We start from the raw sequence: 25106 nt of genomic DNA on the forward strand, positions 1-25106 counted from the left end.
ATGCGGTACCGCTCACTTGGAGACGTGCGGGTCGGCGCCGTCGGGTACGGGGCCATGCCCCTGTCCATCGAAGGGCGGCCCGACGAGGCCCGCGCCCTCGCCACCGTCCACGCGGCGCTCGACGCGGGCATGACCCTGCTCGACACCGCCGACTCGTACTACGCCCCCGGCGGCGAGCCCGGCCACAACGAGCTGCTCCTCGCCCGCGCCCTCGCCTCGTACGGCGGCGACACGGCCGACGTCCTCGTCGCCACCAAGGGCGGGCGCGGGCGGACCGACGACGGGGACTGGAGCGTCGACGGGCGGCCGGAGCACCTCAAGCGCGCCGCGAAGGAGTCGCTGCGGCGGCTCGGCACCGAGGCCATCGGCCTCTACCAGCTGCACAAGCCGGACCCGGCCGTCCCGTTCGCGGACTCGCTCGGCGCCCTGCGCGAGCTCCTCGACGACGGTACGGTCCGGCTCGCCGGGATCTCCAACGCCGACGCCGACCAGATCCGGCAGGCCCACGAGATCCTCGGGGACCGGCTGGTGGCGGTGCAGAACCGCTACTCCCCCGCCGTCCGCGACGCCGAGCCCGAGCTGCGGCTCACCGCCGAGCTGGGGATCGCGTTCCTGCCGTGGAGTCCGCTCGGCGGGATCTCGCGGAGCTCGCTGGACGGGGCGTCCGCGATCGCCGCCGACGCCTCGTACGACGGGTTCCACGCCGTCGCCCGCGCCCGTGGCGTCAGCCCGCAGCAAATCGCGCTGGCCTGGCTGCTGGACCGCTCCCCGAACGTGATCCCCATTCCGGGCGGCAGCCGCCCCGAGTCCGTACGGGACTCGGCGGCGGCCGCCGATCTGGTCCTCACCGACGAGGAGCGGGCGCTGCTGCCCTGACCGGCGCCTGTCAGTGGCTCGTGCGGCGCCTGCGGATGCGCCGCACGATCAGCCAGATCACCAGGACCACGACCGCCACGAAGAGCAGGAACATCACGAGCAGCGCGATGCCCAGCTTCTTGAGGAAGCTCTTCTTCTTTTTCTTCTTGGGCTTGGCGAGGGTCACGTGGGACGACTTGCCGTACGTGTGGTGCGCCTGCGCGGGTGTCCGGGCGTCGGGCGCCGCCGGTGCCGTCACCGCCATCGTCCGCACCACCGCGCTCGGCGCCGCCTCGGCCGCCGCCGGGGTCACCAGGGCCGTGCCCAGGAGCAGGGCGAGTACCACTGCGAACTTCTTGCTCATCGTCCGGGTTCCCTTCACGTCGTCCCCACCGCGAGGCCGGCCGTCGCCTCGACCTCCATCAGCGACGCGCTGTGCCTCTCCGCCTCAAAGGCTGCCCGCCCGCCGCGCAGGCCGAACAGGCGCTTGGAGAGCAGGATGTAGAGCACGGCGAGGACGTTGAGTCCCAGTGTGGCGATCTTGAGGTAGCTGATCTTCTCGGTGAGCTCGTAGATCTCCAGCGGCAGGAACATCGCCGTGGCGACCACGGTCAGGTACTCCGCCCAGCGGTCGGCCCGCCACAGCCCGACGGCCTCGACGATCTCGATCAGCGCGTACACGAGCAGCGCCGCCGCCACCGCCACCAACGTGGAGTGCTTGTAGCCGAAGGACTTCTGGATGGTGTCCACGACGGGCGAGTGGTCGAGGTCGTAGTGGAAGTGCTGGAACACCGGGCGGAAGACGTCCAGGTTCTCGTCGAAGAGCCGGCGCACCGAGTCCTGGCTGTTGCTGAACTTCCACACCGCGGCCGCCACCAGGACGATGAACACCCCGCGCACCAGCCGCTCCACGGCCAGGAACCGCAGGATGAACAGGTCCCGCAGCACCTTGCCGCGCGGCACCAGCGGCGCGTCGTCGGCGGGCCCCGAGCCGTGCGGGGCGCCGAGGGCGAAGTCGCCGCAGCGCAGACAGCGCCAGGCCTCGCCGAGCCCGGTGTGGGCGCGCAGCCGCTCGCGCAGCTCCGCCTCGCTCGGCTCGTACGTCACGTGCCCCCGGCGCGCGCACGTGCGCCGGTCCCAGTCGATCTGCATTCCGCTCGCTCTCCCCGTCACCCGCTTCCGGACGGACGCCCCGCACGGTAGTGGACACCTGTCCGGACGCCGTCAGGGGGTGGCGGGTTCCCTCGGCTCGGGGACGTCCGCGGCGACGGCGTCCTTGGCGAGCGTGACCTCCTGCTTCTCCGGCTGCTCCGGCACCGGCCCGTGCGGGTCGCTCGCCGCGAACGTCACCTCGTCGAACGGGACCCGGCCCGCCAGGACCTCCTCGACCCGCGCCGTGTCGATCTCCTTGGTCCAGGTGCCCACCAGGACCGTGGCGACCGCGTTGCCCGCGAAGTTGGTCAGCGCCCGCGCCTCGCTCATGAAGCGGTCGATGCCGACGATCAGACCGACGCCGTCGACGAGTTCGGGGCGGTGCGACTGGAGGCCGCCGGCCAGGGTCGCCAGGCCCGCGCCGGTCACTCCGGCCGCGCCCTTGGAGGCGACGATCATGAACAGGAGCAGCGAGATCTGCTGGCCCGCGCTGAGCGGGCTGCCCATCGCGTTGGCGATGAAGAGCGAGGACATCGTGAGGTAGATCGCGGTGCCGTCCAGGTTGAACGAGTAGCCCGTGGGCACGGTGATGCCCGCGACCGACCGGCTCACGCCCAGGTGCTCCATCTTGGCGATCAGCCGCGGCAGCGCCGTCTCGGAGGACGAGGTGGAGAGGATCAGCAGGAACTCGCGGCCCAGGTACTTCAGCAGCCGGAAGATGTTCACCCCGGCGAGCAGGCGGAGCAGCGTACCGAGGACCACGAAGACGAAGAGCGCACAGGTGATGTAGAAGCCGACCATGATGACGGCCAGCGACTTCAGCGCGTCCGTCCCGGTCTCGCCGACCACCGCCGCGATGGCGCCGAACGCGCCCACCGGCGCCGCCCACATCACCATCGACAGGATCCGGAAGACCAGCTTCTGGATGTGCCCGATGCCGCGCAGCACGGGCTCGCCCGCGGAGCCCATCGCCTGGAGCGCGAAGCCGACGAGCAGCGCGATCAGCAGCGTCTGCAGGACCTGGCCCTCGGTGAAGGCGGAGACCATCGTCTTGGGGATGATCCCTAGCAGGAAGTCGGCGGTGGACTCGCCGGCCCCCGCCGCCTGCTTGGCGCCCGCGTGCCGCGTCGCCTCGGTGAGGTGGAGCCCGGATCCGGGCTCCAGGATGTTGCCGACGACCAGGCCGATCGCGAGCGCCACGGTCGACATCACCATGAAGTAGCCGAGCGCGAGTCCGCCGACCGCGCCGACCTTGGCGGCCTTGCGGACCGATCCGACGCCGAGCACGATCGTGCAGAAGATGATCGGCGAGATCATCATCTTGATCAGGTTCACGAAGCCGGTGCCGATGGGCTTGAGCTCGACGGCCACCCCGGGGGCGGCGAAGCCGACGGTGATGCCGATGAGCACGGCGCCGATGACGGCGAGATAGAGATAGTGCGTACGGTCCCGCCGGGCGGCTGCTGCGGTCACGGGGGTGCCTCCTACTGGTTCCGTACGCGTCCCGCGTACGTGCGTCCATGTCCCGATGGATCCCCGCGACTATCCATCAGACTGTGACGCCGGTCACCCTTGCGTGCATTTCGTTCACGCCGCTTGTCCTTATGGTGATGTGCGGGGGTGCACACTGTCCGGCATGCGCATACCCCGTCCCCGCAGCCTCGCGGGCCAGCTCTTCGCCATGCAGGTGGTGCTGGTCGCGGCGATCGTGGCGGGCTGTGCGCTCTACTCGTACGTCCAGGACCGGGCCCAGGCCGAGGAGACCGCCCGGCGCCAGACCACCGCCATCGCGACCGCCGTCGCCGCCTCGCCCGCGGTGGTGGAGGCGGTCCGCTCCAAGGATCCGACGGCGGTCCTCCAGCCGTACGCGGAGACCCTGCGGCACACCTCCGGCGTCGACTTCGTGGTGGTCCTCGCGCCGGACGGGACCCGCTGGACGCATCCGGTGCCCGGCGAGATCGGCCGCAAGTACCTCGGCGAGATCCGGCCCGCGCTGCGCGGCGAGACGTTCAGCGAGAAGCACATGGGTGTGCTCGGGCCGTCCGTGCGGGTCGTCTCGCCGGTGCGCGACCACGGCCGGATCACCGCCCTGGTCAGCGCGGGCATCACCATCGACAAGATCAGCGAGCAGGTGCGCAAGCAGGTGGCGGCGCTGCTCGCGGTCGCCTCGGGGGTGCTGGCGTTCGGCGGGCTCGGCACGTACGTGATCAACGTGCGGCTGCGGCGGCACACCCACGGGATGAACGCGGCCGAGCTGAGCCGGATGCACGACTACCACCAGGCAGCGCTGCACGCGGTGCGCGAGGGGCTGCTGATGCTGGACGGGCAGCGCCGGATCGCGCTGATCAACGACGGCGGCCGGGAGCTGCTCGGGCTCGGCGAGGACGCGGTGGGCCGGTCGGTGGCCGAGCTCGGGCTGCCCGCGCCGCTCTCGGGGGCGCTGCTCGCGAGCGAGCCGAGGGCCGACGAGGTCCATATGACGGCCGACCGGATCGTGGTGGTCAACACCCGCCCGGTCTCCAGCGGCGGCCGCAGGGGCACCGTGGTGACCCTGCGCGACCACACCGAGCTCCAGGCGCTGTCAGGGGAGCTGGACAACGAGCGCGGCTTCACCCAGGCGCTGCGGGCACAGGCGCACGAGGCCGCGAACCGGCTGCACGCGGTGGTCTCGCTGATCGAGCTGGGCCGGACCGAGGAGGCCGTGGAGTTCGCGACCGCCGAGCTGGAGCTCGCCCAGGCCCTCACCGACCAGGTCGTCACCGCCGTCGGCGAGCCGGTCCTCGCCGCGCTGCTGCTCGGCAAGGCCGCCCAGGCCAACGAGCACGGCGTCGAGCTGGCGCTGACCGAGGGCAGCGCCATCGAGGACGGGCTGCTGCCGCCCACCCTGCCGCCCCGCGACCTGGTCACCGTCCTGGGCAACCTGGTGGACAACGCGGTCGACGCGGCGCAGGGCAGCGTGGGCGCCCGGGTCGCGGTCACCCTCACCACCGAGGACGAGGAGCTGGTGGTGCGGGTCGCGGACAGCGGGCACGGGGTCGACCCGGCCGCCGTCGACGCCGTCTTCGAGCGCGGCTGGTCGACCAAGAGCCCGGGGCGCGGCATCGGCCTGGCGCTCGTGCGGATGACGGTCGCACGGCACGGCGGAAGCGTGGAGCTGGCGCAGGGACCGTACGGGGGCGCCGAGTTCACCGTACGGCTGCCGCTGCGCAGCGAGGCGGTCCCGGCATGACCTCCGCCGAAGGCCCCATCAGAGTGCTGGTCGTCGAGGACGACCCGGTCGCCGCCGACGCGCACCAGCTGTACGTCGGCCGGGTGCCCGGTTTCGCGGTGGCCGGGGCCGCCCACTCGCGGGCCGAGGCGCTGCGGGTGCTTGACCGCGTCGAGGTCGACCTGCTGCTGCTCGACCTCTACCTGCCGGACGGGCACGGCCTCCAGCTGGTGCGCTCGCTGCGGGCCGCCGGGCACGGCGCCGACGTCATCGCGGTGACCTCGGCCCGCGATCTGACGATGGTGCGCGAGGGCGTCTCGCTCGGCGTCGTCCAGTACGTCCTGAAGCCCTTCACCTTCGCCACCCTGCGCGACCGGCTGGTGCGGTACGCCGAGTTCCGCGCGACCGCCGGGGAGGCCAGCGGGCAGGAGGAGGTCGACCGGGCCCTGTCCACCCTGCGCGCCCCGCAGCCCACGGCCCTGCCGAAGGGGCTCAGCGCGCCCACGCTCCAGGCGGTGACCCGCACCCTGCGGTCCTCGCCGACGGGCGTCACCGCGTCGGCCGCCGCCGAGGCGGTCGGCATCTCGCGCATCACCGCGCGCCGCTATCTGGAGCACCTGGTCACCACGGGCCGCGCCGAGCGGACCCCGCAGTACGGGCAGATCGGGCGCCCGGAGCTCCAGTACCGCTGGGTGGACTCCCGCCACTGACAAGCGACTTGACGACTCGTCAGTCGATCACGGTGGCCGACGGGCCCCATTGACCATGCCCCGGGGCGGCTTTACGTTCACCGGGCAGCCACTCGTGGCCCGAGGAGGTCGTGCCGTGCGCCCCACCGCCGTTGCCCCGCTGGTCCTCGCCACCGCGCTCGCCGCCGGTTCGCTCGCCGCCTGCGGCGGCTCCGGCGGCGACTCCGCCACCGTGAAGATCGCCTACAACCGGAACACCGACAACAAGGTGCGTTTCAAGGACGACTTCCTCCAGTCGGTGAAGGAGCAGTTCGAGAAGGACCACCCCGGCAAGAAGGTCAAGCTCGTCCCCATCCAGGCGCCGGACAACGACTACGCCACCAAGGCCCAGCAGATGATGCGCTCGGCGAAGACCGCGCCGGACCTGGTCTACGAGGACACCTTCCGCATCAACTCCGACATCAAGGCCGGGTACTTGAGACCACTGGACGACCGGTTGGCCCAGTGGGAATCCTGGAGCCGCTTCGTCCCCACGGCGAAGGCGGCCGCCAAGGCCGAGGACGGCAAGACGTACGGCGTCCCGGACGGCACCGACACCCGGGGCCTGTGGTTCAACAAGCAGCTCTTCGCCAAGGCGGGACTGCCCGTCGACTGGCAGCCCCGGAACTGGGCGGACATCCTCGACGCCGCGCGCACGGTCAAGAAGAAGGTCCCCGGCGTCATCCCGCTCAGCGTCCTGACCGGCAAGGCGCTCGGCGAGGCGGCGGTGATGCAGGGCTTCGAGATGCTGCTGTACGGGACCGGCGAGAACCCGCTGTACGACCCGGCCGCCAAGAAGTGGGTCACCGGCTCGCAGGGCTTCAAGGACGCGCTGGACTTCGTCCGGACGGTGTACGGGGAGAAGCTCGGCCCGGACGTCTCCGACGCGCTCGACCCCAATGTGAACACCCGCGTCGCCACCGAGTGGCTGCCCGAGGGCAAGCTCGCGATCGCGCTGGACGGCTCGTGGCTGGGCCAGTTCTGGGGGCCCAAGGGCGCGAAGGAGTGGCCGCGGTGGCCGACCGTGCTCGGGCAGGCCGCGATGCCGACGAAGGACGGGCAGGCGCCCGGCCGGGTCTCCCTGTCCGGCGGCTGGACCTGGGCGATCCCGCGGAAGGCCGGGAACCCGGAGCTGGCCTGGGAGTTCCTCAAGGCGATGCAGACCCCGGCCAACGCGGTCAAGTGGGACGTGGTGGACGCGCAGATCGCGGTGCGCGACGACGTGGCGAAGGACCCCGCGTATCTGAAGTCCATGCCGGGCATCGACTTCTTCACCGGCCTGGTGAAGTACACGCACTACCGCCCGGCGCTGCCCGTGTATCCGCAGGTGTCGACAGCCATCGGGGAGGCGATGGAGGCGGTGACGACCGGCGACTCGACGGCGGCGCAGGCGGCCAAGACGTACGACGGGCAATTGCGGACGATCGCCGGGGGCGCGGTGACTTCGAGGTGACCGGCGCGCGTCGTGGCAACCGTGCGGGCCGTGCGCTGGGGGCGCTGCCCCCAGACCCCCGCTCCTCAAACGCCGGAGGGGCTATATTTCGCTGGCTCCCCCTCGCCCCCGCCACCCTCCTCCTGCTGGTCTTCCTCGCCGGGCCCATCGGCTACTGCGTCTACATCGCCTTCACCGACATGCAATTGACCGGCTCGTCCGGCACCAGCTTCGTCGGGTTCGACAACTTCCGGCGGGCGTTCGCCGACCCGGGATTCCGCAACGCCGTATGGCTGACGGTGGTGTTCACCGTGGTCTCCTCGATCCTCGGGCAGAACACCCTGGGCCTCGCTCTGGCCGCACTGATGCGGCGCGCGTCGCGGCCGGTGCGCACGCTCACCGGGACGCTGGTGATCGCGGCCTGGGTGCTGCCGGAGATCGTCGCGGCATTCCTGCTGTACGCCTTCTTCCGCCGCGAGGGCACCCTCAACGCCATCCTCGACCAGCTCCATCTGCCCACCCAGAACTGGCTGTTCGGCCTGCCGATCCTGGCCGTCTCCTTCGCCAACGTCTGGCGCGGCACCGCCTTCTCCATGCTGATCTACTCGGCCGCGCTCGCCGAGATCCCGCAGGAGATCACCGAGGCGGCGGAGGTGGACGGCGCGAGCGGGCTGCGCCGCCTGTGGCACATCACGCTGCCGATGATCCGCCGCTCCATCGGCACCAACCTGATGCTCAACACCCTCCAGACGCTCTCCGTGTTCGGGCTGATCTGGGCGATGACCCGGGGCGGCCCGGGCCGGCGCAGCCAGACGCTCCCGGTGTTCATGTACGACCAGGCGTTCCTGAAGAGCCTGATCGGGTACGGGACGGCGGTGGCGCTGCTGCTGCTCCTGGTGGGGGCGCTGTTCTCCGTCGTCTATCTGCGGCTGATGAAGGTGGAGGTGTGAGGGTGCTGGGACGCCGCCGGATCCGGGAGCGGCTGGCCGCCGACGCCGCGCTGCTCGCGGTCGCCGCCGCGTTCGCGCTGCCGCTGCTGTGGCTGCTGCTCTCCTCGCTCGACACGGACGCGGACCTGCGGGTGCGGGTGCCGGGCTCCCCCACCCTGGACAACTTCTCCGCCGTGTGGACCGACGAGATCACCTTCACGCCGATGCTCAACAGCCTGGTGCTGTGCGGCGGCGCGACCGCCTTGACGGTGGTGTGCGCGGTGCTCGCCGCCTATCCGCTCTCCCGCTACCGCTCCCGGCTGACCCGCCCGTACCTCCTGACGGTCCTGTTCACCACCTGTCTGCCGATCACCGCGGTGATGGTCCCGGTGTACGGGCTGTTCGTGCAGGTCGACCTGATCGACACGGTGTACGGCACGGCCCTGTTCCTGGCGACCGCGCAGCTCCCGTTCGCCATCTGGCTGATGAAGAACTTCATGGACGGCGTGCCCAGGGTCCTGGAGGAGGCGGCGTGGACGGACGGGGCGTCGATGCCGCAGACGCTGTGGCGGGTGGTGCTGCCGCTGATGGGTCCCGGCGTGACGGTGGTGACGATCTACACCTTCATCATGCTGTGGGGGAACTTCTTCGTCCCCTTCATGCTGCTGCTCTCGCCGGACCGGCTGCCCGCCTCGGTCTCGATCTTCACCTTCTTCGGCAACTACGGCTCGGTGGTCTACGGCCAGCTGGCGGCGTTCTCCATCCTTTACTCGACGCCGGTGCTGCTGCTCTACGTGGTCATCGCCCAGCGGCTCGGCGGCGGCTTCGCGTTGGGCGGGGCGGTCAAGGGGTGAGGGACGGGTTGTGATCCACCCGATAAATGGAGCCGTACCTTCCTACGGACTGACAGATTTGGGTGAACACACCGTGGTCAGCCGTCACCCTGTGCACCTACGGTGTGCGCGTGCACCCCACCCCGCCGTTCAACGCCCCCGCCATGCGCCGTCTGCGCGAGGCGCTGGGCATGGCGCCCGGCCATGTCGCCTACGGCCTGTACGCCCAGTACGGGCTGCGGGTCTCCCCCGACACCGTCTCCTCCTGGGAACGGGGCTTCGGCACGCCCGACTCCCGTGAGCTGACCGCGCTGGCGGGGGTGCTGTGGTGCTCGCCGGGCGATCTGATGGCCGCGGCCGCCACGCTGCGCGAGCACCGGATGGCGCGCGGGCTCAGCCCGGAGGACCTGGCCCGGCGGGTGGGACTCGACGCGGGGGCGTACCTCCGGATGGAGGAGACGGGCCGGTGGCGCGGCAACGAGCGCCAGTCCGAGGCACTGACTCAGGCGCTCGGCCTGTCGCTGCGCGAGTACGTCACGGCGACCGGCCAGCACGAGGACCTGGCGGAGCTGCTGCGCAGCGCGGTCACCACGCGCTGGCAGGCGTACGTCCGCCCGGCGTCCAAGCTGCTGCCGCTCCCGCGCCACCACCTCCAGGGCGTCCTGGAGCAGCTGCACACCGACTACCAGGGCCGGATGGTGTCGACGATGAGCTGGGGGTCGACCGGCTCCACCACCGAGCCGACGGCGGGCGACGCGGGCCGCGAGTTCCTGGAGCGGATAGTGGACCACTTCTGGGCGCTGGTGTAAGTGCCCGGTCTTTGTCCGCGGGCCGGTGGGGGCTGGTCGCGCAGTTCCCCGCGCCCCTAGAAGCGGATGCCGCGCAGCGGCATTTAAGGGGCGCGGGGCTGTGACATTTGCGGCTCCGCCGCGCGGGCGCGACCAGCCCCCACCGGCCCGCAGCCGAACAGCGCGCCCCGGGGGGCAGATCCCCCGGCGGGTTAAGGGAACGGGCGGGGTGGGGGAACCCTCAGAACACCGACTCCGCCTCGAACATCCGCTCCGCCGGCACCGTCTTCAGCTCGGTGACCGCCGACGCCAGCGGCGCCATCACCACGTCCGTGCCCCGCAGCGCCGTCATGTTGCCGAAGTCGCCCCGGTGCACCGCCTCCACCGCGTGCCAGCCGAACCGGGTGGCGAGGACCCGGTCGTACGCGGTGGGCACGCCGCCGCGCTGGACGTGGCCGAGGATGACCGGGCGGGCCTCCTTGCCCAGGCGCCGCTCCAGCTCGATGGCCAGCCGGTTGCCGATGCCGGCGAACCGCTCGTGACCGTACTGGTCGATCGCGCCCTTCTCGTACGGCATGGCGCCCTCGGCGGGGTGCGCGCCCTCGGCGACGCAGATCACCGCGAACTTCTTGCCGCGCGCGAAGCGCTCCTCGACCATCTTGACCAGGTCGTCGACCTCGAAGGGCCGCTCGGGCAGACAGATGCCGTGGGCGCCGCCGGCCATGCCGGACTCCAGCGCGATCCAGCCCGCGTGGCGGCCCATCACCTCGACGACCATCACGCGCTGGTGCGACTCGGCGGTGGTCTTCAGCCGGTCGATGGCCTCGGTCGCGACCATGACGGCCGTGTCGAAGCCGAAGGTGCGGTCGGTCGCGGAGATGTCGTTGTCGATGGTCTTCGGCACGCCGACCACCGGCATCCCGGCGTCGGAGAGCATCCGGGCCGCCGTCAGCGTGCCCTCGCCGCCGATCGGGATGAGCGCGTCGATGCCGTAACGGCGGGCCAGCTCCGCGCAGTTCTCGGCGGCCTCGCGCAGCCGGGCGCGCTCCAGGCGGGCGGAGCCGAGGATGGTGCCGCCGCGCGCGAGGATGCCGCTGACCGAGTCCAGGTCGAGCGGGCGGAAGTGGCCGTCGAGCAGGCCCTTGAACCCGTCCTCGAAGCCGATGACCTCGTCGCCGTGGCCGGTCAGGGCGCGGTGCACGACCGACCGGATCACTGCGTTCAGGCCGGGGCAGTCGCCGCCCGCGGTGAGGACTCCGATGCGCATCGTGACTCAGTCTCCTGCTCTGTGGTGCCGTGCCCGCCGGCGCGAGGAACCGGGCCGACGACCCGATTGTCACACGCACCTCACGAGCCCCGCCCGCCCAGCGCCGCCACGCTGCTCCGGCCGGAGGCCTTTCGTCCCTTGGGTCCGGGACCTTCGTCCCCACCTCCGCGACCTTCGTCCCCACCTCCGCCCGGCGGGCGCTTTAACCACCCTCAGAGGTATTGTCAAGAGGGCAAGGCTGCCCCGTCGCGATTTTTTTCGCCCGCGGGAGCCACCGCCGCAACCACCCGCCCGGGACCCCCGCCCGAGCCGCCCACCAGCAACGACAGAGACAGAACGGGAGAGCACGCGTGACGCGCAGCGTGTACGTGACCGGGATCGACCGGGGAGACGGCCGCCAGGTCATCGAGCTGGGAGTCATGGAGCTCCTGACCCGCCAAGTGGACCGGGTGGGCGTCTTCCGCCCCCTCGTGCACGACGGCCCCGACCGCCTCTTCGACCTGCTCCGCGCCCGCTACCGGCTGTCCCAGGACGCCGCGACGGTGTACGGGATGGACTACCACGAGGCCTCCGCGCTCCAGGCCGAGCGCGGCACCGACGAGCTGGTCTCCCAGCTGGTCGAGCGCTTCCACAAGGTCGCCCGCGACTACGAGGTGGTCCTGGTCCTCGGGACCGACTTCGCCGACACCCAGCTCCCGGACGAGCTCTCGCTCAACGCGCGGCTGGCCAACGAGTTCGGCGCGTCCGTGATCCCGGTGGTCGGCGGCAAGGGCCAGCCCGCCGAGTCGGTGCGGGCCGAGGCGCGCAACGCCCACCGCGCCTACGAGGCACTGGGCTGCGACGTGCTCGCGATGGTCGTCAACCGGGTGAACCCGCAGGACCGCGAGGCCATCGCCGAGCGCCTCAAGGCCCGCCTCCCGGTGCCCTGCTACGTACTGCCCGACGAGCCGGCGCTGGCCGCGCCGACCGTCGCCCAGATCACCTCGGCACTCGGCGGAACGGTTCTGCTCGGCGATGACGCCGGGCTCGCCCGGGACGCGCTCGACTTCGTCTTCGGCGGTGCGATGCTGCCGAACTTCCTCAACGCCCTGACCCCGGGCTGCCTGGTGGTGACCCCGGGCGACCGCGCCGACCTGGTGGTGGGCTCGCTGGCCGCGCACAGCGCCGGGACGCCCCCGATAGCGGGCATCCTGCTGACCCTGGACGAGCGGCCCGGCGAGGCCATCCTCAAGCTCGCCGACCGGCTCGCGCCCGGCACCCCGGTGGTCGCCGTGACCGGCGGCTCCTTCCCGACGGCCGGTGAACTCTTCGCCCTCGAAGGCAAGTTGAACGCCTCGACCCCGCGCAAGGCGGAGACCGCGCTCGGCCTCTTCGAGCGGCACACCGACACCGCCGACCTGCTGGCCCGGATGTCGGTGGCCCGCAGCGGCCGCGTCACCCCGATGATGTTCGAGCACGAGCTCCTGGAGCAGGCCCGCGCGAACCGCCGCCGGGTGGTGCTCCCCGAGGGCGCCGAGGAGCGCGTGCTGCGCGCCGCCGACGTCCTGCTGCGCCGCGACGTCTGCGAGCTCACCCTGCTCGGCGACGTCGAGGTCATCCGCAAGAAGGCCGCCGACCTCGGCATCGACGTCACCAAGTGCGAGATCGTCGACCCGCAGACCTCGGAGCTGCGCCAGCGCTTCGCCGAGCGGTACGCCCAGCTGCGCGCGCACAAGGGCGTGACGGTGGAGCTCGCGTACGACGTGGTCGCGGACGTCAACTACTTCGGCACCCTGATGGTCCAGGAGGGCCTGGCCGACGGCATGGTCTCCGGCTCGGTGCACTCCACCGCCGCCACCATCCGCCCGGCCTTCGAGATCATCAAGACCAAGCCGGACGCCTCGATCGTGTCGTCCGTCTTCTTCATGTGCCTCGCCGACAAGGTCCTGGTGTACGGCGACTGCGCGGTCAATCCGGACCCGAACGCCGAGCAGCTCGCGGACATCGCGGTCCAGGCGGCCGCCACCGCGGCCCAGTTCGGCGTGGACCCGCGGATCGCGATGCTCTCGTACTCGACCGGCACCTCCGGCTCGGGCGCCGACGTCGACAAGGTCCGCGAGGCCACCAAGCTGGTCCGCGAGGCGCGAGCGGACCTGCGGATCGAGGGCCCGATCCAGTACGACGCGGCCGTGGAGCCGTCGGTGGCCGCGACCAAGCTGCCGGAGTCGGAGGTGGCCGGGCAGGCCACCGTCCTGATCTTCCCGGACCTCAACACCGGCAACAACACCTACAAGGCCGTGCAGCGCTCGGCCGGCGCCGTGGCCGTGGGCCCGGTGCTCCAGGGTCTGCGCAAGCCGGTCAACGACCTCTCGCGCGGCGCCCTCGTCCAGGACATCGTCAACACCGTCGCCATCACGGCCATCCAGGCCCAGGCACAGGGGCAGGAGACCTCCGCATGACCACCCCCACCACCCCGTCCCGCGTGCTCGTGCTCAACTCCGGCTCCTCGTCGGTGAAGTACCAGCTCCTCGACATGAACGACTCCTCCCGCCTGGCGGTGGGCCTGGTCGAGCGGATCGGTGAGGAGACGTCGCGGCTGAAGCACACCCCGCTGGCCACCGGCGGGGAGCCCCGCGAGCAGACCGGCCCGATCGCGGACCACGCGGCCGCCCTGAAGGCGGTCTCCGAGGAGCTCGCCAAGGACGGGCTCGGCCTGGACTCCCCCGAGCTCGCCGCGATCGGCCACCGGGTGGTGCACGGCGGGCTGAAGTTCAGCGCGCCGACCGTCGTCACCGAGGAGGTCATGGCGGAGATCGAGCGGCTCGTCCCGGTCGCCCCGCTGCACAACCCGGCGAACATCACCGGCATCCGCACCGCGCAGTCCCTGCGCCCGGACCTGCCGCAGGTGGCCGTCTTCGACACCGCCTTCCACACCACGATGCCGGAGCACGCGGCCCGGTACGCGATCGACGTGGAGACCGCCGACGCGCACCGCATCCGCCGCTACGGCTTCCACGGCACCTCGCACGCGTACGTCTCGCGCGAGACCGCGAAGCTGCTCGGCAAGGACCCCTCCGAGGTCAACGTGATCGTGCTGCACCTGGGCAACGGCGCCTCGGCGTCGGCGGTCCGGGGCGGGGCGTGCGTGGACACCTCGATGGGCCTCACGCCCCTTGAGGGCCTGGTCATGGGCACCCGCTCGGGCGACATCGACCCGGCGGTGACCTTCCACCTGGAGCGGGTGGCCGGGATGTCCACGGACGAGATCGACACCCTGCTCAACAAGAAGAGCGGTCTGGTCGGGCTCTGCGGCGACAACGACATGCGCGAGATCCGCCGCCGCGTCGACGAGGGCGACCAGCGCGCGGCGCTCGCCTTCGACATCTACATCCACCGGCTGAAGAAGTACATCGGCGCCTACTACGCGGTCCTGGGCAAGGTCGACGCGGTCGCCTTCACCGCCGGGGTGGGCGAGAACGCGGCGCCGGTGCGCGCGGCCGCCGTGAGGGGTCTGGAGGAGCTGGGGCTCGCGGTCGACGGCGAGCTCAACGCCGTACGGTCCGACGCGCCGCGGCTGATCTCGCCGGAATACGCGCGGGTGGCCGTGGCGGTGGTACCCACGGACGAGGAGCTGGAGATCGCGACGCAGACGTACGCGCTGGTCCGGTCCGGAGCCTGAGAGGGACCGGCCGGAGGCCACGCCTGAGCGCACCTCCGCCCATTTGTACATTCCACCAGACGGAATATTCCGGAGCGAAACAAACCGATAGGATCGCCTCATGCGCCGTTCCAAAATCGTCTGCACACTGGGCCCCGCCGTCGACTCCTACGAGCAGCTGACTGCTCTGATCGAGGCCGGCATGAACGTGGCCCGCTTCAACTTCAGCCACGGGTCCCAGGCAGAGCACCAGGAACGGTACGACCGTGTCCGCAAGGCCGCCGCGGACACCGGCCGCGCGGTGGGCGTGCTCGCCGACCTCCAGGGACCGAAGATCCGCCTGGAGACCTTCGCCGAGGGCCCCGTCGAGCTGGTGCGCGGTGACGAGTTCGTCATCACCACCGAGGACGTCCCGGGCGACAAGTCGATCTGCGGCACCACCTACAAGGGGCTGCCGGGCGACGTCTCCAAGGGCGACCCGATCCTGATCAACGACGGCAACGTCGAGCTCAAGGTGACCGAGGTCGAGGGCCCCCGGGTCAAGACCATCGTCATCGAGGGCGGTGTCATCTCCGACCACAAGGGCATCAACCTGCCCGGCGCGGCGGTGAACGTCCCGGCCCTGTCCGAGAAGGACGTCGAGGACCTGCGGTTCGCCCTGAAGATGGGCTGCGACCTGGTCGCGCTCTCCTTCGTCCGCGACGCCGACGACGTCAAGGACGTCCACAAGGTCATGGACGAGGTCGGCCGCCGCGTGCCGGTCATCGCCAAGGTCGAGAAGCCGCAGGCCGTCGAGCACATGGAGGGCGTCGTCATGGCGTTCGACGGTGTGATGGTGGCCCGTGGCGACCTCGCCGTCGAGTATCCGCTGGAGCGGGTCCCGATGGTGCAGAAGCGCCTCATCGAGCTGTGCCGCCGCAACGCCAAGCCGGTGATCGTGGCGACCCAGATGATGGAGTCGATGATCACCAACTCGCGCCCGACCCGCGCCGAGGCCTCCGACGTGGCCAACGCGATCCTGGACGGCGCGGACGCGGTCATGCTCTCCGCCGAGTCCTCGGTCGGCGCCTATCCGATCGAGACGGTCAAGACGATGTCCCGCATCGTCGAGGCCGCCGAGGAGGAGCTCCTCTCCAAGGGTCTCCAGCCGCTGGTGCCGGGCAAGAAGCCGCGTACCCAGGGCGGCTCGGTGGCCCGCGCGGCCTGCGAGATCGCGGACTTCCTGGACGGCAAGGCGCTGGTCGCGTTCACGAAGTCGGGCGACACGGCCCGCCGCCTCTCGCGCTACCGCGCGGCCCAGCCGATCCTGGCCTTCACCACGGACGCCGGCACCCGCAACCAGCTGGCGCTGAGCTGGGGCGTCGAGTCCTTCGTCGTCCCGCACGTGGACAACACGGACGCGATGGTCGACCTCGTCGACGCGGAGCTGCTGAAGCTCAAGCGGTACAACGAGGGCGACACGATGGTCATCACGGCGGGCTCGCCCCCCGGCGTCCCCGGCACGACGAACATGGTGCGGGTGCACCACCTGGGCGGCGGCCAGCAGGGCTGACGCGTCGTCAGTAGTACGTACGGGTCGAGGGCGGCACGACGGAATCCTCCGTGGTGCCGCCCTCGCGCGCGAACGGCCGTCCGTGGTGTCCGTTGCCCAGTCGCGGAGTGCCCGCAACAGGATCTACACATTCCGTGGGGTACGTTCGCGTTCATGCGTGCCCCGATAACTGTGCAGTTCAACCGCCCGCTGGCGGCAGTGGCCCTCACCGTGGCGGCGGCGGTCTCCGGTATCGCCCCCGCGGCGGCCCACCCGGTGAAGCCGGGCACGCCGTCGCCCGGGAAGCCGAGCCCCGGGGTACCGCGCGCCGGAGCCCCCAAGCAGCCCCCGGCGTCCATGTCCACGCTCGGCGGCGAGCAGTTGGGCCGCCCGGGCCCGCAGACCGGCGAGGGCGCCCCCGCGCTGCCCGCCGGCCTCTCCGCGCTCTCCTGGATGGTCTCGGACGCGGACACGGGCCAGGTCCTGGCCGCCAACAACGCCCACTGGCCGCTGCCGCCCGCCTCCACCCTCAAGATGCTCTTCGCGGACACGGTGCTGCCGGCGGTCCCGGGCACGGCGAGCCACAAGGTGGAACCGGCGGAGCTCACGGGCATGGGCGACGGCAGCAGCGCGGTGGGCATCGTGCCCGGCCAGACGTATCTGGGGGCGGACCTGTGGCGGGGCGTGTTCCTCCGCTCGGGCAACGACGCGGTGCACGTCCTGGCGTCGATGAACGGCGGCGTCCCGAAGACGGTGACGGACATGCAGGCGAAGGCGGACGCGCTGGGCGCCAAGGACACCCACGTCCGCAGCCCCGACGGCTACGACGCGGAGGGCCAGGTCTCCTCGGCGTACGACCTGACCCTGTTCCTGCGCTCGGGCCTGCGCAACAAGGACTTCAAGGAGTACTGCGCGACGGCGGACGCGAAGTTCCCGGGCGGCCCGAACACCAAGGGCAAGCCGTTCGGCATCTCCAACACCAACCGCATGCTGTCGGGCATCGACGGCGTGGCCAAGTACCCGGGCCTGATCGGCGGCAAGAACGGCTACACCACCCACGCGGGCAACACCCTCGCGGAGGCGGCCACCCGAGACGGCCACACGATCCTGGTGACGGTGATGAACCCCCAGGAGAACAAGCGCGACAAGATCTACACGGAAACGCGCGCGCTGCTGGACTGGGGCTTCGCGGCGGTGGGCAAGGCGAAGCCGGTGGGCACACTGGACGCCCCCAAGCCCTCTGCTGCCGCCAAGCCCGCGGCCACGGCGGCGACGAAGACGGACTCGTCCGGGATGGGCGTCCTGGGCTGGACGGGGCTGGGCGCGGGGGCCGCGGTGGCGGCGGGGGTGGCTTATGTGGTGTTGAAGCGGAGGCCGGAGAGGATGCGGCGGAGGGGGTAGGGGGTGGCCGGTGCAGCCCCGTTCCGGCCGGGCTCGGCCGGGAGGGGCGCCCCCACCGGCTGCGCTTGATCGCGCTGGACCACCAAGGGGCGTCGGGGCTCTACGCCCCGCCCCTGAGCCCGTCGACGAAGTCCTGCATCACAGCCCGTCCGATCACCAAAGCCGGTCCAGCGGGACGCTTCGAGTCACGTATGGCGACGTGGGCTACGCCCACCTCGGCCGTCTCCACACAGTCGCTGTTCCCGCCGCTGTAGCTGGACTTGACCCATGCGACGTCGAGCGCAGAGGAATCGGAAATGTTCTTGCTCACTTGGCTTGTTCCTTCGTTTGCTCGATGAGTTCCAGCGAGCGGTCGAAGGGCAGGGCCGCAGCCCTGAGCCGCTCGAACGCTTCTCCGTACAGTTCTACGTCAGTGGCATCCTCGATGTAGAGACTGTTCGAAAGGTTCTCCAGCAACACCACATCGAGGTCTGACCGCTCGGGGAATCCCAGGATCGTGAACCCACCGGCGGCCCCGGGGTGCGGGGCAGCGTCCGCCGGCATCACTTGTACGTTCACATGCGGAAGTTCCGCGAGATCGAGCAGACGTTGCAACTGATCTCGCATGATGCCCGCGCCGGAACCGCCCATCACCACCGGCTTCAGGGCTGCTTCGTGAATGATCGCCCAAAGGGCCAGTGGATCCGGCCTGTTCAAAACCGACTGGCGGGCAATGCGCACGTCCACCAGCGCGTTGACCTTGTCCGGGGTAGCGGTCATGTTGATCGCGGCGATCACCGCTCGTGCGTACGCAGCGGTCTGCAGCAGTCCTGGAATCAGCAACGGCTGGAACGTACGCACCCCGGACGCCTCGGCCTCCAGGCTGATCAAGTCGCTGTAGACCGGCGACAGGATGTCCTTGTACGTCTGCCACCACCCGCGTTTGCCGCCCTCACGGGCCAGGCCGACGAGCCCTTCACGCCGACTGCGGTCGCGCACTCCGTACACATCGAGCAGCTTCTCCACATCTGCGGGCTTCGCGGCGACGCGCCCGGTTTCGACACGCGAGAGCTTGGCGCCCGTGAACCCCGTCTTCGCCGCGACTTCTTCGAGCTTCAGGCTCTTGTCCTCGCGGAGCTGACGCAGCGTGGCGCCGAGTCGGCGGCGCCGTACCGTGGGTGCGCTCATCTCCCCCTGCCCTGCACGTCGATGGGCCCAGTCTGCACCCGCAGTGATCGCGTGCGCTACAAGTTCGCACGCTACTACCTGCCAGGCCGCGTGATAGATGCAAATTTACTGATTCTCAATTCAGCTTGCACAACGTGGAGTTGGGGGCCACTCTAGGCGCAAGGGATCGCACACGCTGAGTGATCATCTGCATCTCGTCATGCCCCTGGAGGCGCCATGGATCCCATGGCCGAACACCACCCCAAGCGTTACGAGCACAGACTGCATGCCTGCCCGGAAGCCCTCTCGACTGTCCGCCGCATAGTGCGTGGGCACCTCGACTCGTGGGGACTCAACGACCTCGCCGACTCCACGACTCTCTGCCTCACGGAGCTACTGGCCAACGTCGGCAAACACGCCGGCTCCACGGAGTGCCTGCTCACCGTCCACCACCACGGCGACCGAATCCGCGCCACAGTGAGCGACACGGCACGCGCTCTGCCGGTCATGAGGGAACCGGATTTCCTGGCCGAGAGCGGCCGGGGCCTCTTCCTGATCGAGCACACGGCCCACGCATGGGGCACAGCCTCGACCCCGACCGGAAAGGAGGTCTGGTTCGAGTTACACATCAGACCATCGCAGCCCGAACCCAACGAAAACGCCCCGACGACCGTGGCATCGGTCGCCGGGGCACGTCGACCAATCTCGTAGGAGCAGACGACATGAGCGACCATATCCGCGCCACCCGCGCCTGGACACCCCTCATCCGCGACAGCGCTCGCGGCGAGTGGGGGGGCATCCTGATGGAAATGCAGCAATGGCGAGACGGGTGGACCCGCGCCTCTGACGCCACCGAAGCCCTCAGGAAGGCGCTAGACGAACTTGGCGCCACGGAGGGCATGTGGGAACGGCTCAGGCCCATCGTTAGCGGCAGGGGAACTCCGGGGGTGGAGCTGGGCATGATCCCGGCTCCACTGGCGGAGGCTATCGCGGAAGCAATCCGGGCAGGATTGGGTAACACGGTGCCCGCCAGGCTCAGCGGCAAAGAGGGTGCCGCCGGATTCACCGGGTCAGCGGGACCACCGCAGAGGTAAAGGCACAGGTGCGTTCGGCGTGCCGAGACTCAAAGGGGGGTGGAGCTGCACGCGATCTGCTCGCGTGCAGCTCCACACTTCTGTCCGCTCTTTCTCCGATCAGTCCACCGTGCCCCACTCAACCGGGTACTCCGGCGGCCACGACTTGGAGGAGTCGAAGAGTGACTCACGATCCATAAGGTCGAACTCAGCTTCCCGCCAGCCCGGCTTACCACCTACGACGAAACTACCCCCGTCGCCCGGTTCAAGCATCCACGTCCACTGCGCCTTGTCCGGTTCGATGCCATGCCGCTCACGCAGTACTGCGAACTCAGCCTCGGTGGCTCGGCGGATGTGCAGGCCCTGCCCATGGCCACCGTACCGTTGCCCTCGGTGCGTCACCCAACCGCAAAGGGGGTGAGATTCCCGGCAGCCGACGCAGCCGCAGGGGGATGAGACTCCCAGCTGAAGATGCGAGACTGCCCCGTACTGGTCAGGTACGGGGCACAGTCCCTTTCAAGGGTGTGTGGGGCCCACAACCGTCGCTGTCCTTTCAGGCCGCCATCGGCAGTTTCATCGCGTGAACCATGGCGAGGTACTTCTCCTCCATCTCCCCGCGTGCCACGACCGGAACTCCGCCCCGCTCGAGCATGGCGATGGAGATCGGCAGGATGCCATCCAGCAGCATCCACAGGTATTGATGATCGCTGGCGGCCCGCGTAGAGAGCATTTCATGGACCAGGGAACCGAACCGAGCAGGGTCGATCTCGTACATGTCGCCGAGGTCATCCCCCAGCCCGCTGGGCAGCCTCAGCACATCCGCTGCCGCGTTAAGCATGCCGACATACAATTTCCCTACCTGGTTCGCTGGGCTCCAGACCGTTGTCTCCCGTACATCGAAGATATAGCTCATGAAGGCCACCATAGACGGATGTTGATCTCAGGAAACTCCGCCCGCAGTTCCCTGATGCGTTGTTCGACCGGCGTACGAAGAGCCGTGTTCACTCCAGACTCCGTGAATGCCAGCCCGATCGGGGAATCTTCATACCCCTTGATGTATTGGCGCGCCTCGATGTAGCTGCGAATCTTCTTCTCCACCTGCTTATCGACCCATTTATCGATGTCGACAATGCTGGGGGAGACGGCAGTCTTCTCCTCCCAAAGGACCCCGTCCTTGATCCGGTCGATGTCGGTGATCGTACGGCTGACGTCCGACGGAAGATCGATGACCTGATTGACGTCGCCTTCACGGAGATGATACTTGCCATCACTACCAAGGCGGGGACGTCTCGGGTCTGGGAACGTGACATCGCAAGGCTTCTCACCGGAGCTCACTGAAGCGAGGGGGGAGACGCCTGACTTCAAGCCCCAGGATGCGATGGTCAGCCCAGCCTTCGGCTTACAAACTGGCGGGCGTTCCGGCTTGGGCTCCGGCTCCTTCTTTGCCTTCGCGATGATCGTGCGAAGCCGTTCGAGGGTTCGCTTACCCCATTCGGCCTTTTCGAAGAACTTACCGATACCGGTACTGACTCGGACGATGGCCTTGCCGACGGCCGGGATCTTGGCACCTGCTGTGACCAGCGTCCCTAAATCCAGCAGGGACCACAGGCAGCTCTCGATGTCACGCTTCCCGAAGCATCGCTTGATGTTGTCTACGCCGATGAGCCCGATAAGGATGCCAGCCCCATTGGTCTTCAACCAGTCGACGACGCTCATCCCAGCGGCAGCGCGTGCCGCTCGGAACTCGTCCACGCACTCCTGCCCGCACTGCTTGAGGAGGATGGTCTCTTCCTCGGAAGCGAGATCAGCGCCGGGATCTCCTTCCACCCCCTGGTCGCCGCTCTCCATGGCCGCCTTGCGTGCGGCTTCGAGATCCTTTCGTTCCTGCTCCTCGGCACGATCGGCCACGCTGTCGGCGTCCTGAGCGGCGCCGTCCGCGTTCTTGGCGGCGTCTTCTGCAGCTGTAGCGTCACGTTCGGCGGTCGAGGCCGTGTCACGAGCACTGGCCGCGTCGGACTCGGCGGCCGTGGCAGCCGAGTTGGCGCTGGCGGCGTCCTTCTCGGCGTCTGTGGCGTCACGGTCTGCCTGAACTGCCGCCTTGCTCGCGTCATTCGCCGCCATACCCGCGTACAGTGCGTCGGTGCCAGCCTGCACGGCATAGTTCTGGGCGTTGTCGTCGGCCTTCTTAGCGGCTTTGGCCGCCGTATCGGCTTCCGCTGCCGATGCGCGGGCAGCTGCTGCCGCCGCCACCGCCCTGGCCGCATCGGCTGCTGCTGTCGCTGCTGCCTGGGCTGCGATCTTGGCATCTCCAGCAGCCTTCTCCGCAAGAGCCTTGGCATCGGCGGCGGCCTTCGCGGCCTCCTTGCTCTTGGCCTCGGCTGCTGATGCCTGCTGTTCGGCCAGGGTCTTGGAACTCTGGCCGACGAGGACGGCGAAGGCAGCCGAGGCGTCGAGCTCCTGGTAAGGAGATCCGATCGAGATCGCCTCGTCAGCAGCCTTGGTCACGGCGGTGGCCGCGTCCCGAGCCCCTTGGGCCGCCAGTGCGGCCGCCTGCGCGAAGCCCGCGGTCTTCGCCGACCATGCCGCGGTCTTGCCGGCCTCGTCCTTCGCCGCGTCCGCCTCTTCGCGGGCCTTCTTGGCAGCAGCCTGCGCCTTCTTCGCCTCGGCATCCGCCTTGTCAGCGTTCGCCTTAGCGGTTGCTGCCGCGTCGATCGCCACCGCTGCTGCCGCATGCGAGGTCGCGGCCGCAGCACTGGTGGTCCGATAGGCAGACCAGGCGGAATCCGCCGCCGCGTTGGACCGCGTCGCCGCGTCCTTCGCACGAGTGGCCGCCGCGCGCGCATTTACAGCCGCTGTCGATGCGTCGTTCGCTGCTGTGCGGGCTCGCACAGCAGCCGCCGACGCATCGTTTGCCGCAGTGCGTGCCTCAGTTGCTGCCTGGCGGGTCTCGGCTGCTGCATCCGTACCTTGGGCAGCCGCCGCTGCGGCTTCCAATGCCGCAGCGCGCGCAGCCGTCGCGTTCTTCTGCTTCTCGGCCTCGACGGCCGTGTCCCGGGCCTCCGTGGCACGCTCCTCGGCCGCTTCGGCCGCGGCACGCTTCGCACTGGCAGTCGAACCCGAAGCCTCAGCCTCGCTACGGGCCCGTCCTGCCGCATCCCGTTCCGTCTGCGCCCGCGCCTCAGCTTCCCCCGCCTTCTTGCGCTCGCTGGCCGCGGTACCCGCCTCACGCTCGGCATTCGCCTTCTCCGCCTCGGCGATGCCGCGCTGCTTCTTGGCCTCGGCGGCGCCGGCCTGCGCGGTCTTCTCCGCCTTCTCCGCAGTTGCCTGGGCATTCTTCGCAGTGGTGGCGTTGGCCGCGGCTTCCTTGGCCAGCTTCTCCGCCGAGTCGGCGGCCGCCTTGGCCTGGGCTGCCGCCTCCAGGGCCGCGGCCTTGCGGAACTCGGTGTTCATCGCGTGCGACTGGGTCTGCGCGAGCGCGTACAGGGCCTGGCTGTCGGCCATATTGGCCTGGACGGCCTTCGAGGCGGTCAGCACGGTCTTGGCGGCTGCCTGGGTGGCGGCGTAGGACGCCTTGGCGACCTGCGCGGACTGCTGGGCGTACATCAGGCCCCGGCCGCGCGGCACCTTGTTCTGGTCCGCGATCGCCCAAGCCGCTGCCTGCGAGGCACTTGCCTGCTCGGATACCGTCTTGGCCCCGGCGACGGCGGCATCCGCGTCCTTGACCAGCTGGGTCGTTTTCTCCCTGGCCGTCACCAGGCGCCGTGAGGCGTCCTTCTGCTCGGTCAGAGACGGCTTGTCCAGGCGGTCGGCGTGGTCGCGCCACCATTGCTGCCAGAACAGGATCTGGTCGACCTGCCAGGACTGGCGGATCGCCTCGATCATGAGATCGGCGGCGGTGCGTGCTTCCTTGGAGGCGGCCGCCTCGGCGGTGACGATCTGCTGGCGCTGGGTGGCCTGGGAGGCGTACTCGGCCTCCCATTCGGTGTATGCCTCGGTGGTAACGCCGGTCAGCACCCGGTATTGATCAATGGGATTCTGGCTGTCGCAGGAGGCCCAAGCCGATTTGAGGAACTCGACCTCGGTGCGGAACTCGGCCGAGTCCGGCTCGGGGGCCTTGGTCGCAAAGCCACCGAACCGCAGAAATGTGGCGATGTCGTTGGCCGAGCCGGGCTTGCTGCCGATGACTCCGATGCCATCTCCACCGCCAGCCCATTCCTTGTACGATGTGGCCCAGTCGTCGCCCTGGGTGTCGAAGGCGTCGTAGACCTCCTTGGCCTTTGCCAGCGAGGCGGCGCCGGGTCGCGGTGTGGGGTTGTCCCAGAGATGGGGGATGGACCAGCCCCGCCCCAATTCCGTGAAGGCGGCGATGTCGGCCCCGAACGCCGGGGCGTGCCACGGCCGCCCGCCCGAGGAGTTCGCGTAGGCGTAGGGCTTGTTGTCCTCGTCGAGCTTGTCCTGGCGCCGGTTGAAAGTGGTCTTGTAGACGTAGCCGGCGTCGTCGTCCTTGGACTGGGCGGCGTAGAGTTCCGCGCCTCCCCAGCCGCCGGCGCTGGTGAGCGCTTCGTGGATACCGGAGTCCGGTCCCGCCAGCTTGGTGCTGACCACCGCTTTCAGCGTCGGCCCGGTGTAGTGCAGGATATTGCCGAGCCGACACCGGTCCTGGCGGGCTTCCTGGCCCACGCTGATACGAAGCGACCTCTTGTACGGGTCTTGGGGATAGTCCCCCTCCACGCCGTCCGCCCGGGCCGGCATGGCGCCCATCACACCGCCGAGCACGGCTGCGGCCGTCATCAAAGCGGTGCCGCTCATCCCTCTTACTAGCGCGGCGCGTCTTGCCCGCCGCCCGCCTAACAGAGCCCTTCGTTTCACTGGACAACTCCCCTTTGTCGTGGATTGATTAGGAAATGGCTGGTCAAGCCATTCACGAATGAACCATCAGGACTTTCACGCTTCGGGCTGTCTGCGGCGTCGCAGGCCCCTGCGTCTGATACGCAGGCCACTTCCCACATCCAGCGCGCTGGGCCCGTAGGCCGGGCAGCGCGATATGACGCCCCGAGATCTCGGCCGGGCTGGACGTCGAGCGCGCGGGCTCTCCGGACCGCTTCTTGGAAAGCCCCCGGCCGTGG

The 25106-nt window shown here is 69.8% G+C and carries 20 protein-coding genes; 12 read left to right on the forward strand and 8 right to left on the reverse strand.

Annotated features, from left to right (window positions below; all coding sequences use genetic code 11):
* Positions 1–876: an aldo/keto reductase gene (locus QIY60_RS05910; RefSeq protein WP_283141480.1), complete on the forward strand. Its 876-nt coding sequence runs from the start codon at positions 1–3 to the stop codon at positions 874–876.
* Positions 877–886: 10 nt separating this feature from the next.
* On the opposite strand, the gene QIY60_RS05915 is transcribed toward QIY60_RS05910, so the two are convergent.
* The 3 genes from QIY60_RS05915 to QIY60_RS05925 form a co-directional block, all read right to left on the reverse strand.
* Entirely contained in the window at positions 887–1219 is a 333-nt protein-coding gene (locus tag QIY60_RS05915) for a hypothetical protein (protein WP_283141481.1), read from the reverse strand.
* A gap of 14 nt (positions 1220–1233) precedes the next feature.
* Positions 1234–2007 carry a DUF2127 domain-containing protein gene (locus tag QIY60_RS05920; RefSeq protein ID WP_283141482.1) on the reverse strand — a complete coding sequence of 258 codons (774 nt, stop codon included), beginning with the start codon at positions 2005–2007 and terminating at the stop codon, positions 1234–1236.
* A 72-nt stretch (positions 2008–2079) separates the two neighbouring features.
* Positions 2080–3480, reverse strand: a complete 1401-nt coding sequence (locus tag QIY60_RS05925) for a cation:dicarboxylase symporter family transporter (RefSeq protein ID WP_283141483.1) — start codon at positions 3478–3480, stop codon at positions 2080–2082.
* A gap of 163 nt (positions 3481–3643) precedes the next feature.
* Here QIY60_RS05925 and QIY60_RS05930 point away from each other — a divergent pair, with 163 nt between their 5' ends.
* The 6 genes from QIY60_RS05930 to QIY60_RS05955 all read left to right on the forward strand — a co-directional run bounded on the left by QIY60_RS05930 (position 3644) and on the right by QIY60_RS05955 (position 9946).
* The gene (locus QIY60_RS05930) at positions 3644–5236 is read left to right on the forward strand and encodes a sensor histidine kinase (protein WP_283141484.1); all 1593 of its coding nucleotides are present in this window, start codon (positions 3644–3646) and stop codon (positions 5234–5236) included.
* Complete coding sequence (locus QIY60_RS05935; protein WP_283141485.1) at positions 5233–5925, forward strand: response regulator; 693 nt, start codon at positions 5233–5235, stop codon at positions 5923–5925. Before QIY60_RS05930 ends, QIY60_RS05935 begins: the two co-directional genes overlap by 4 nt.
* A 115-nt stretch (positions 5926–6040) precedes the next feature.
* A complete protein-coding gene (locus QIY60_RS05940) occupies positions 6041–7396 on the forward strand; it encodes an ABC transporter substrate-binding protein (RefSeq protein ID WP_283141486.1) in 1356 nt (451 codons plus the stop codon).
* A gap of 35 nt (positions 7397–7431) precedes the next feature.
* Positions 7432–8325 (forward strand): sugar ABC transporter permease, encoded by an 894-nt coding sequence (locus QIY60_RS05945; RefSeq protein WP_283145832.1) that lies wholly within the window; start codon positions 7432–7434, stop codon positions 8323–8325.
* A 5-nt stretch (positions 8326–8330) separates the two neighbouring features.
* Entirely contained in the window at positions 8331–9158 is an 828-nt protein-coding gene (locus tag QIY60_RS05950) for a carbohydrate ABC transporter permease (protein ID WP_283145833.1), read from the forward strand.
* A 143-nt stretch (positions 9159–9301) separates the two neighbouring features.
* Positions 9302–9946 (forward strand): helix-turn-helix transcriptional regulator, encoded by a 645-nt coding sequence (locus QIY60_RS05955; RefSeq protein ID WP_283145834.1) that lies wholly within the window; start codon positions 9302–9304, stop codon positions 9944–9946.
* Between the two features lie 220 nt (positions 9947–10166).
* On the opposite strand, the gene QIY60_RS05960 is transcribed toward QIY60_RS05955, so the two are convergent.
* On the reverse strand, positions 10167–11192 hold the full coding sequence (locus QIY60_RS05960; protein ID WP_283141487.1) for an ATP-dependent 6-phosphofructokinase: 1026 nt from the start codon (positions 11190–11192) through the stop codon (positions 10167–10169).
* A 350-nt stretch (positions 11193–11542) separates the two neighbouring features.
* On the opposite strand from QIY60_RS05960, the gene pta reads away from it, so the two are divergent.
* The 4 genes from pta (at position 11543) to QIY60_RS05980 (ending at position 17761) form a co-directional block, all read left to right on the forward strand.
* The gene (gene pta / locus QIY60_RS05965; protein WP_283141488.1) at positions 11543–13630 is read left to right on the forward strand and encodes a phosphate acetyltransferase; all 2088 of its coding nucleotides are present in this window, start codon (positions 11543–11545) and stop codon (positions 13628–13630) included.
* On the forward strand, positions 13627–14850 hold the full coding sequence (locus QIY60_RS05970) for an acetate kinase (protein WP_283141489.1): 1224 nt from the start codon (positions 13627–13629) through the stop codon (positions 14848–14850). Before pta ends, QIY60_RS05970 begins: the two co-directional genes overlap by 4 nt.
* A gap of 100 nt (positions 14851–14950) precedes the next feature.
* A complete protein-coding gene (gene pyk / locus QIY60_RS05975; RefSeq protein ID WP_283141490.1) occupies positions 14951–16381 on the forward strand; it encodes a pyruvate kinase in 1431 nt (476 codons plus the stop codon).
* 153 nt (positions 16382–16534) lie between these two features.
* Positions 16535–17761, forward strand: coding sequence for a D-alanyl-D-alanine carboxypeptidase (locus QIY60_RS05980; protein WP_283141491.1), 1227 nt, complete (start codon positions 16535–16537; stop codon positions 17759–17761).
* Between the two features lie 100 nt (positions 17762–17861).
* On the opposite strand, the gene QIY60_RS05985 is transcribed toward QIY60_RS05980, so the two are convergent.
* Positions 17862–18071 (reverse strand): DUF397 domain-containing protein, encoded by a 210-nt coding sequence (locus tag QIY60_RS05985; RefSeq protein WP_283141492.1) that lies wholly within the window; start codon positions 18069–18071, stop codon positions 17862–17864.
* Positions 18068–18928 carry a helix-turn-helix transcriptional regulator gene (locus QIY60_RS05990; RefSeq protein WP_283141493.1) on the reverse strand — a complete coding sequence of 287 codons (861 nt, stop codon included), beginning with the start codon at positions 18926–18928 and terminating at the stop codon, positions 18068–18070. Before QIY60_RS05990 ends, QIY60_RS05985 begins: the two co-directional genes overlap by 4 nt.
* Positions 18929–19144: 216 nt before the next feature.
* Between QIY60_RS05990 and QIY60_RS05995 the strand changes: the two genes are divergently transcribed.
* Positions 19145–19618 carry an ATP-binding protein gene (locus tag QIY60_RS05995; protein ID WP_283141494.1) on the forward strand — a complete coding sequence of 158 codons (474 nt, stop codon included), beginning with the start codon at positions 19145–19147 and terminating at the stop codon, positions 19616–19618.
* A 915-nt stretch (positions 19619–20533) separates the two neighbouring features.
* Here QIY60_RS05995 and QIY60_RS06005 read toward each other — a convergent pair.
* Complete coding sequence (locus tag QIY60_RS06005; protein ID WP_283141495.1) at positions 20534–20893, reverse strand: DUF6086 family protein; 360 nt, start codon at positions 20891–20893, stop codon at positions 20534–20536.
* Positions 20890–24789, reverse strand: coding sequence for a hypothetical protein (locus QIY60_RS06010; RefSeq protein WP_283141496.1), 3900 nt, complete (start codon positions 24787–24789; stop codon positions 20890–20892). Before QIY60_RS06010 ends, QIY60_RS06005 begins: the two co-directional genes overlap by 4 nt.
* Positions 24790–25106: the final 317 nt, after the last annotated feature.

The sequence above is a fragment of the Streptomyces sp. BPTC-684 genome (assembly GCF_030028635.1).
Taxonomy (GTDB): Bacteria; Actinomycetota; Actinomycetes; order Streptomycetales; family Streptomycetaceae; genus Streptomyces; species Streptomyces noboritoensis.

Coding starts and splice junctions, on each gene's coding strand:
- QIY60_RS05970 (WP_283141489.1), top strand. CDS start 13,627: ATGACCACCCCCACCACCCCGTCCCGCGTGCTCGTGCTCAACTCCGGC.
- QIY60_RS05960 (WP_283141487.1), bottom strand. CDS start 11,192: ATGCGCATCGGAGTCCTCACCGCGGGCGGCGACTGCCCCGGCCTGAAC.
- QIY60_RS05995 (WP_283141494.1), top strand. CDS start 19,145: ATGGATCCCATGGCCGAACACCACCCCAAGCGTTACGAGCACAGACTG.
- QIY60_RS05935 (WP_283141485.1), top strand. CDS start 5,233: ATGACCTCCGCCGAAGGCCCCATCAGAGTGCTGGTCGTCGAGGACGAC.
- pyk (WP_283141490.1), top strand. CDS start 14,951: ATGCGCCGTTCCAAAATCGTCTGCACACTGGGCCCCGCCGTCGACTCC.
- QIY60_RS05910 (WP_283141480.1), top strand. CDS start 1: ATGCGGTACCGCTCACTTGGAGACGTGCGGGTCGGCGCCGTCGGGTAC.
- QIY60_RS05930 (WP_283141484.1), top strand. CDS start 3,644: ATGCGCATACCCCGTCCCCGCAGCCTCGCGGGCCAGCTCTTCGCCATG.
- QIY60_RS05955 (WP_283145834.1), top strand. CDS start 9,302: ATGCGCCGTCTGCGCGAGGCGCTGGGCATGGCGCCCGGCCATGTCGCC.
- QIY60_RS05915 (WP_283141481.1), bottom strand. CDS start 1,219: ATGAGCAAGAAGTTCGCAGTGGTACTCGCCCTGCTCCTGGGCACGGCC.
- QIY60_RS05920 (WP_283141482.1), bottom strand. CDS start 2,007: ATGCAGATCGACTGGGACCGGCGCACGTGCGCGCGCCGGGGGCACGTG.
- QIY60_RS06010 (WP_283141496.1), bottom strand. CDS start 24,789: ATGAGCGGCACCGCTTTGATGACGGCCGCAGCCGTGCTCGGCGGTGTG.
- QIY60_RS05990 (WP_283141493.1), bottom strand. CDS start 18,928: ATGAGCGCACCCACGGTACGGCGCCGCCGACTCGGCGCCACGCTGCGT.
- QIY60_RS06005 (WP_283141495.1), bottom strand. CDS start 20,893: ATGAGCTATATCTTCGATGTACGGGAGACAACGGTCTGGAGCCCAGCG.
- QIY60_RS05980 (WP_283141491.1), top strand. CDS start 16,535: ATGCGTGCCCCGATAACTGTGCAGTTCAACCGCCCGCTGGCGGCAGTG.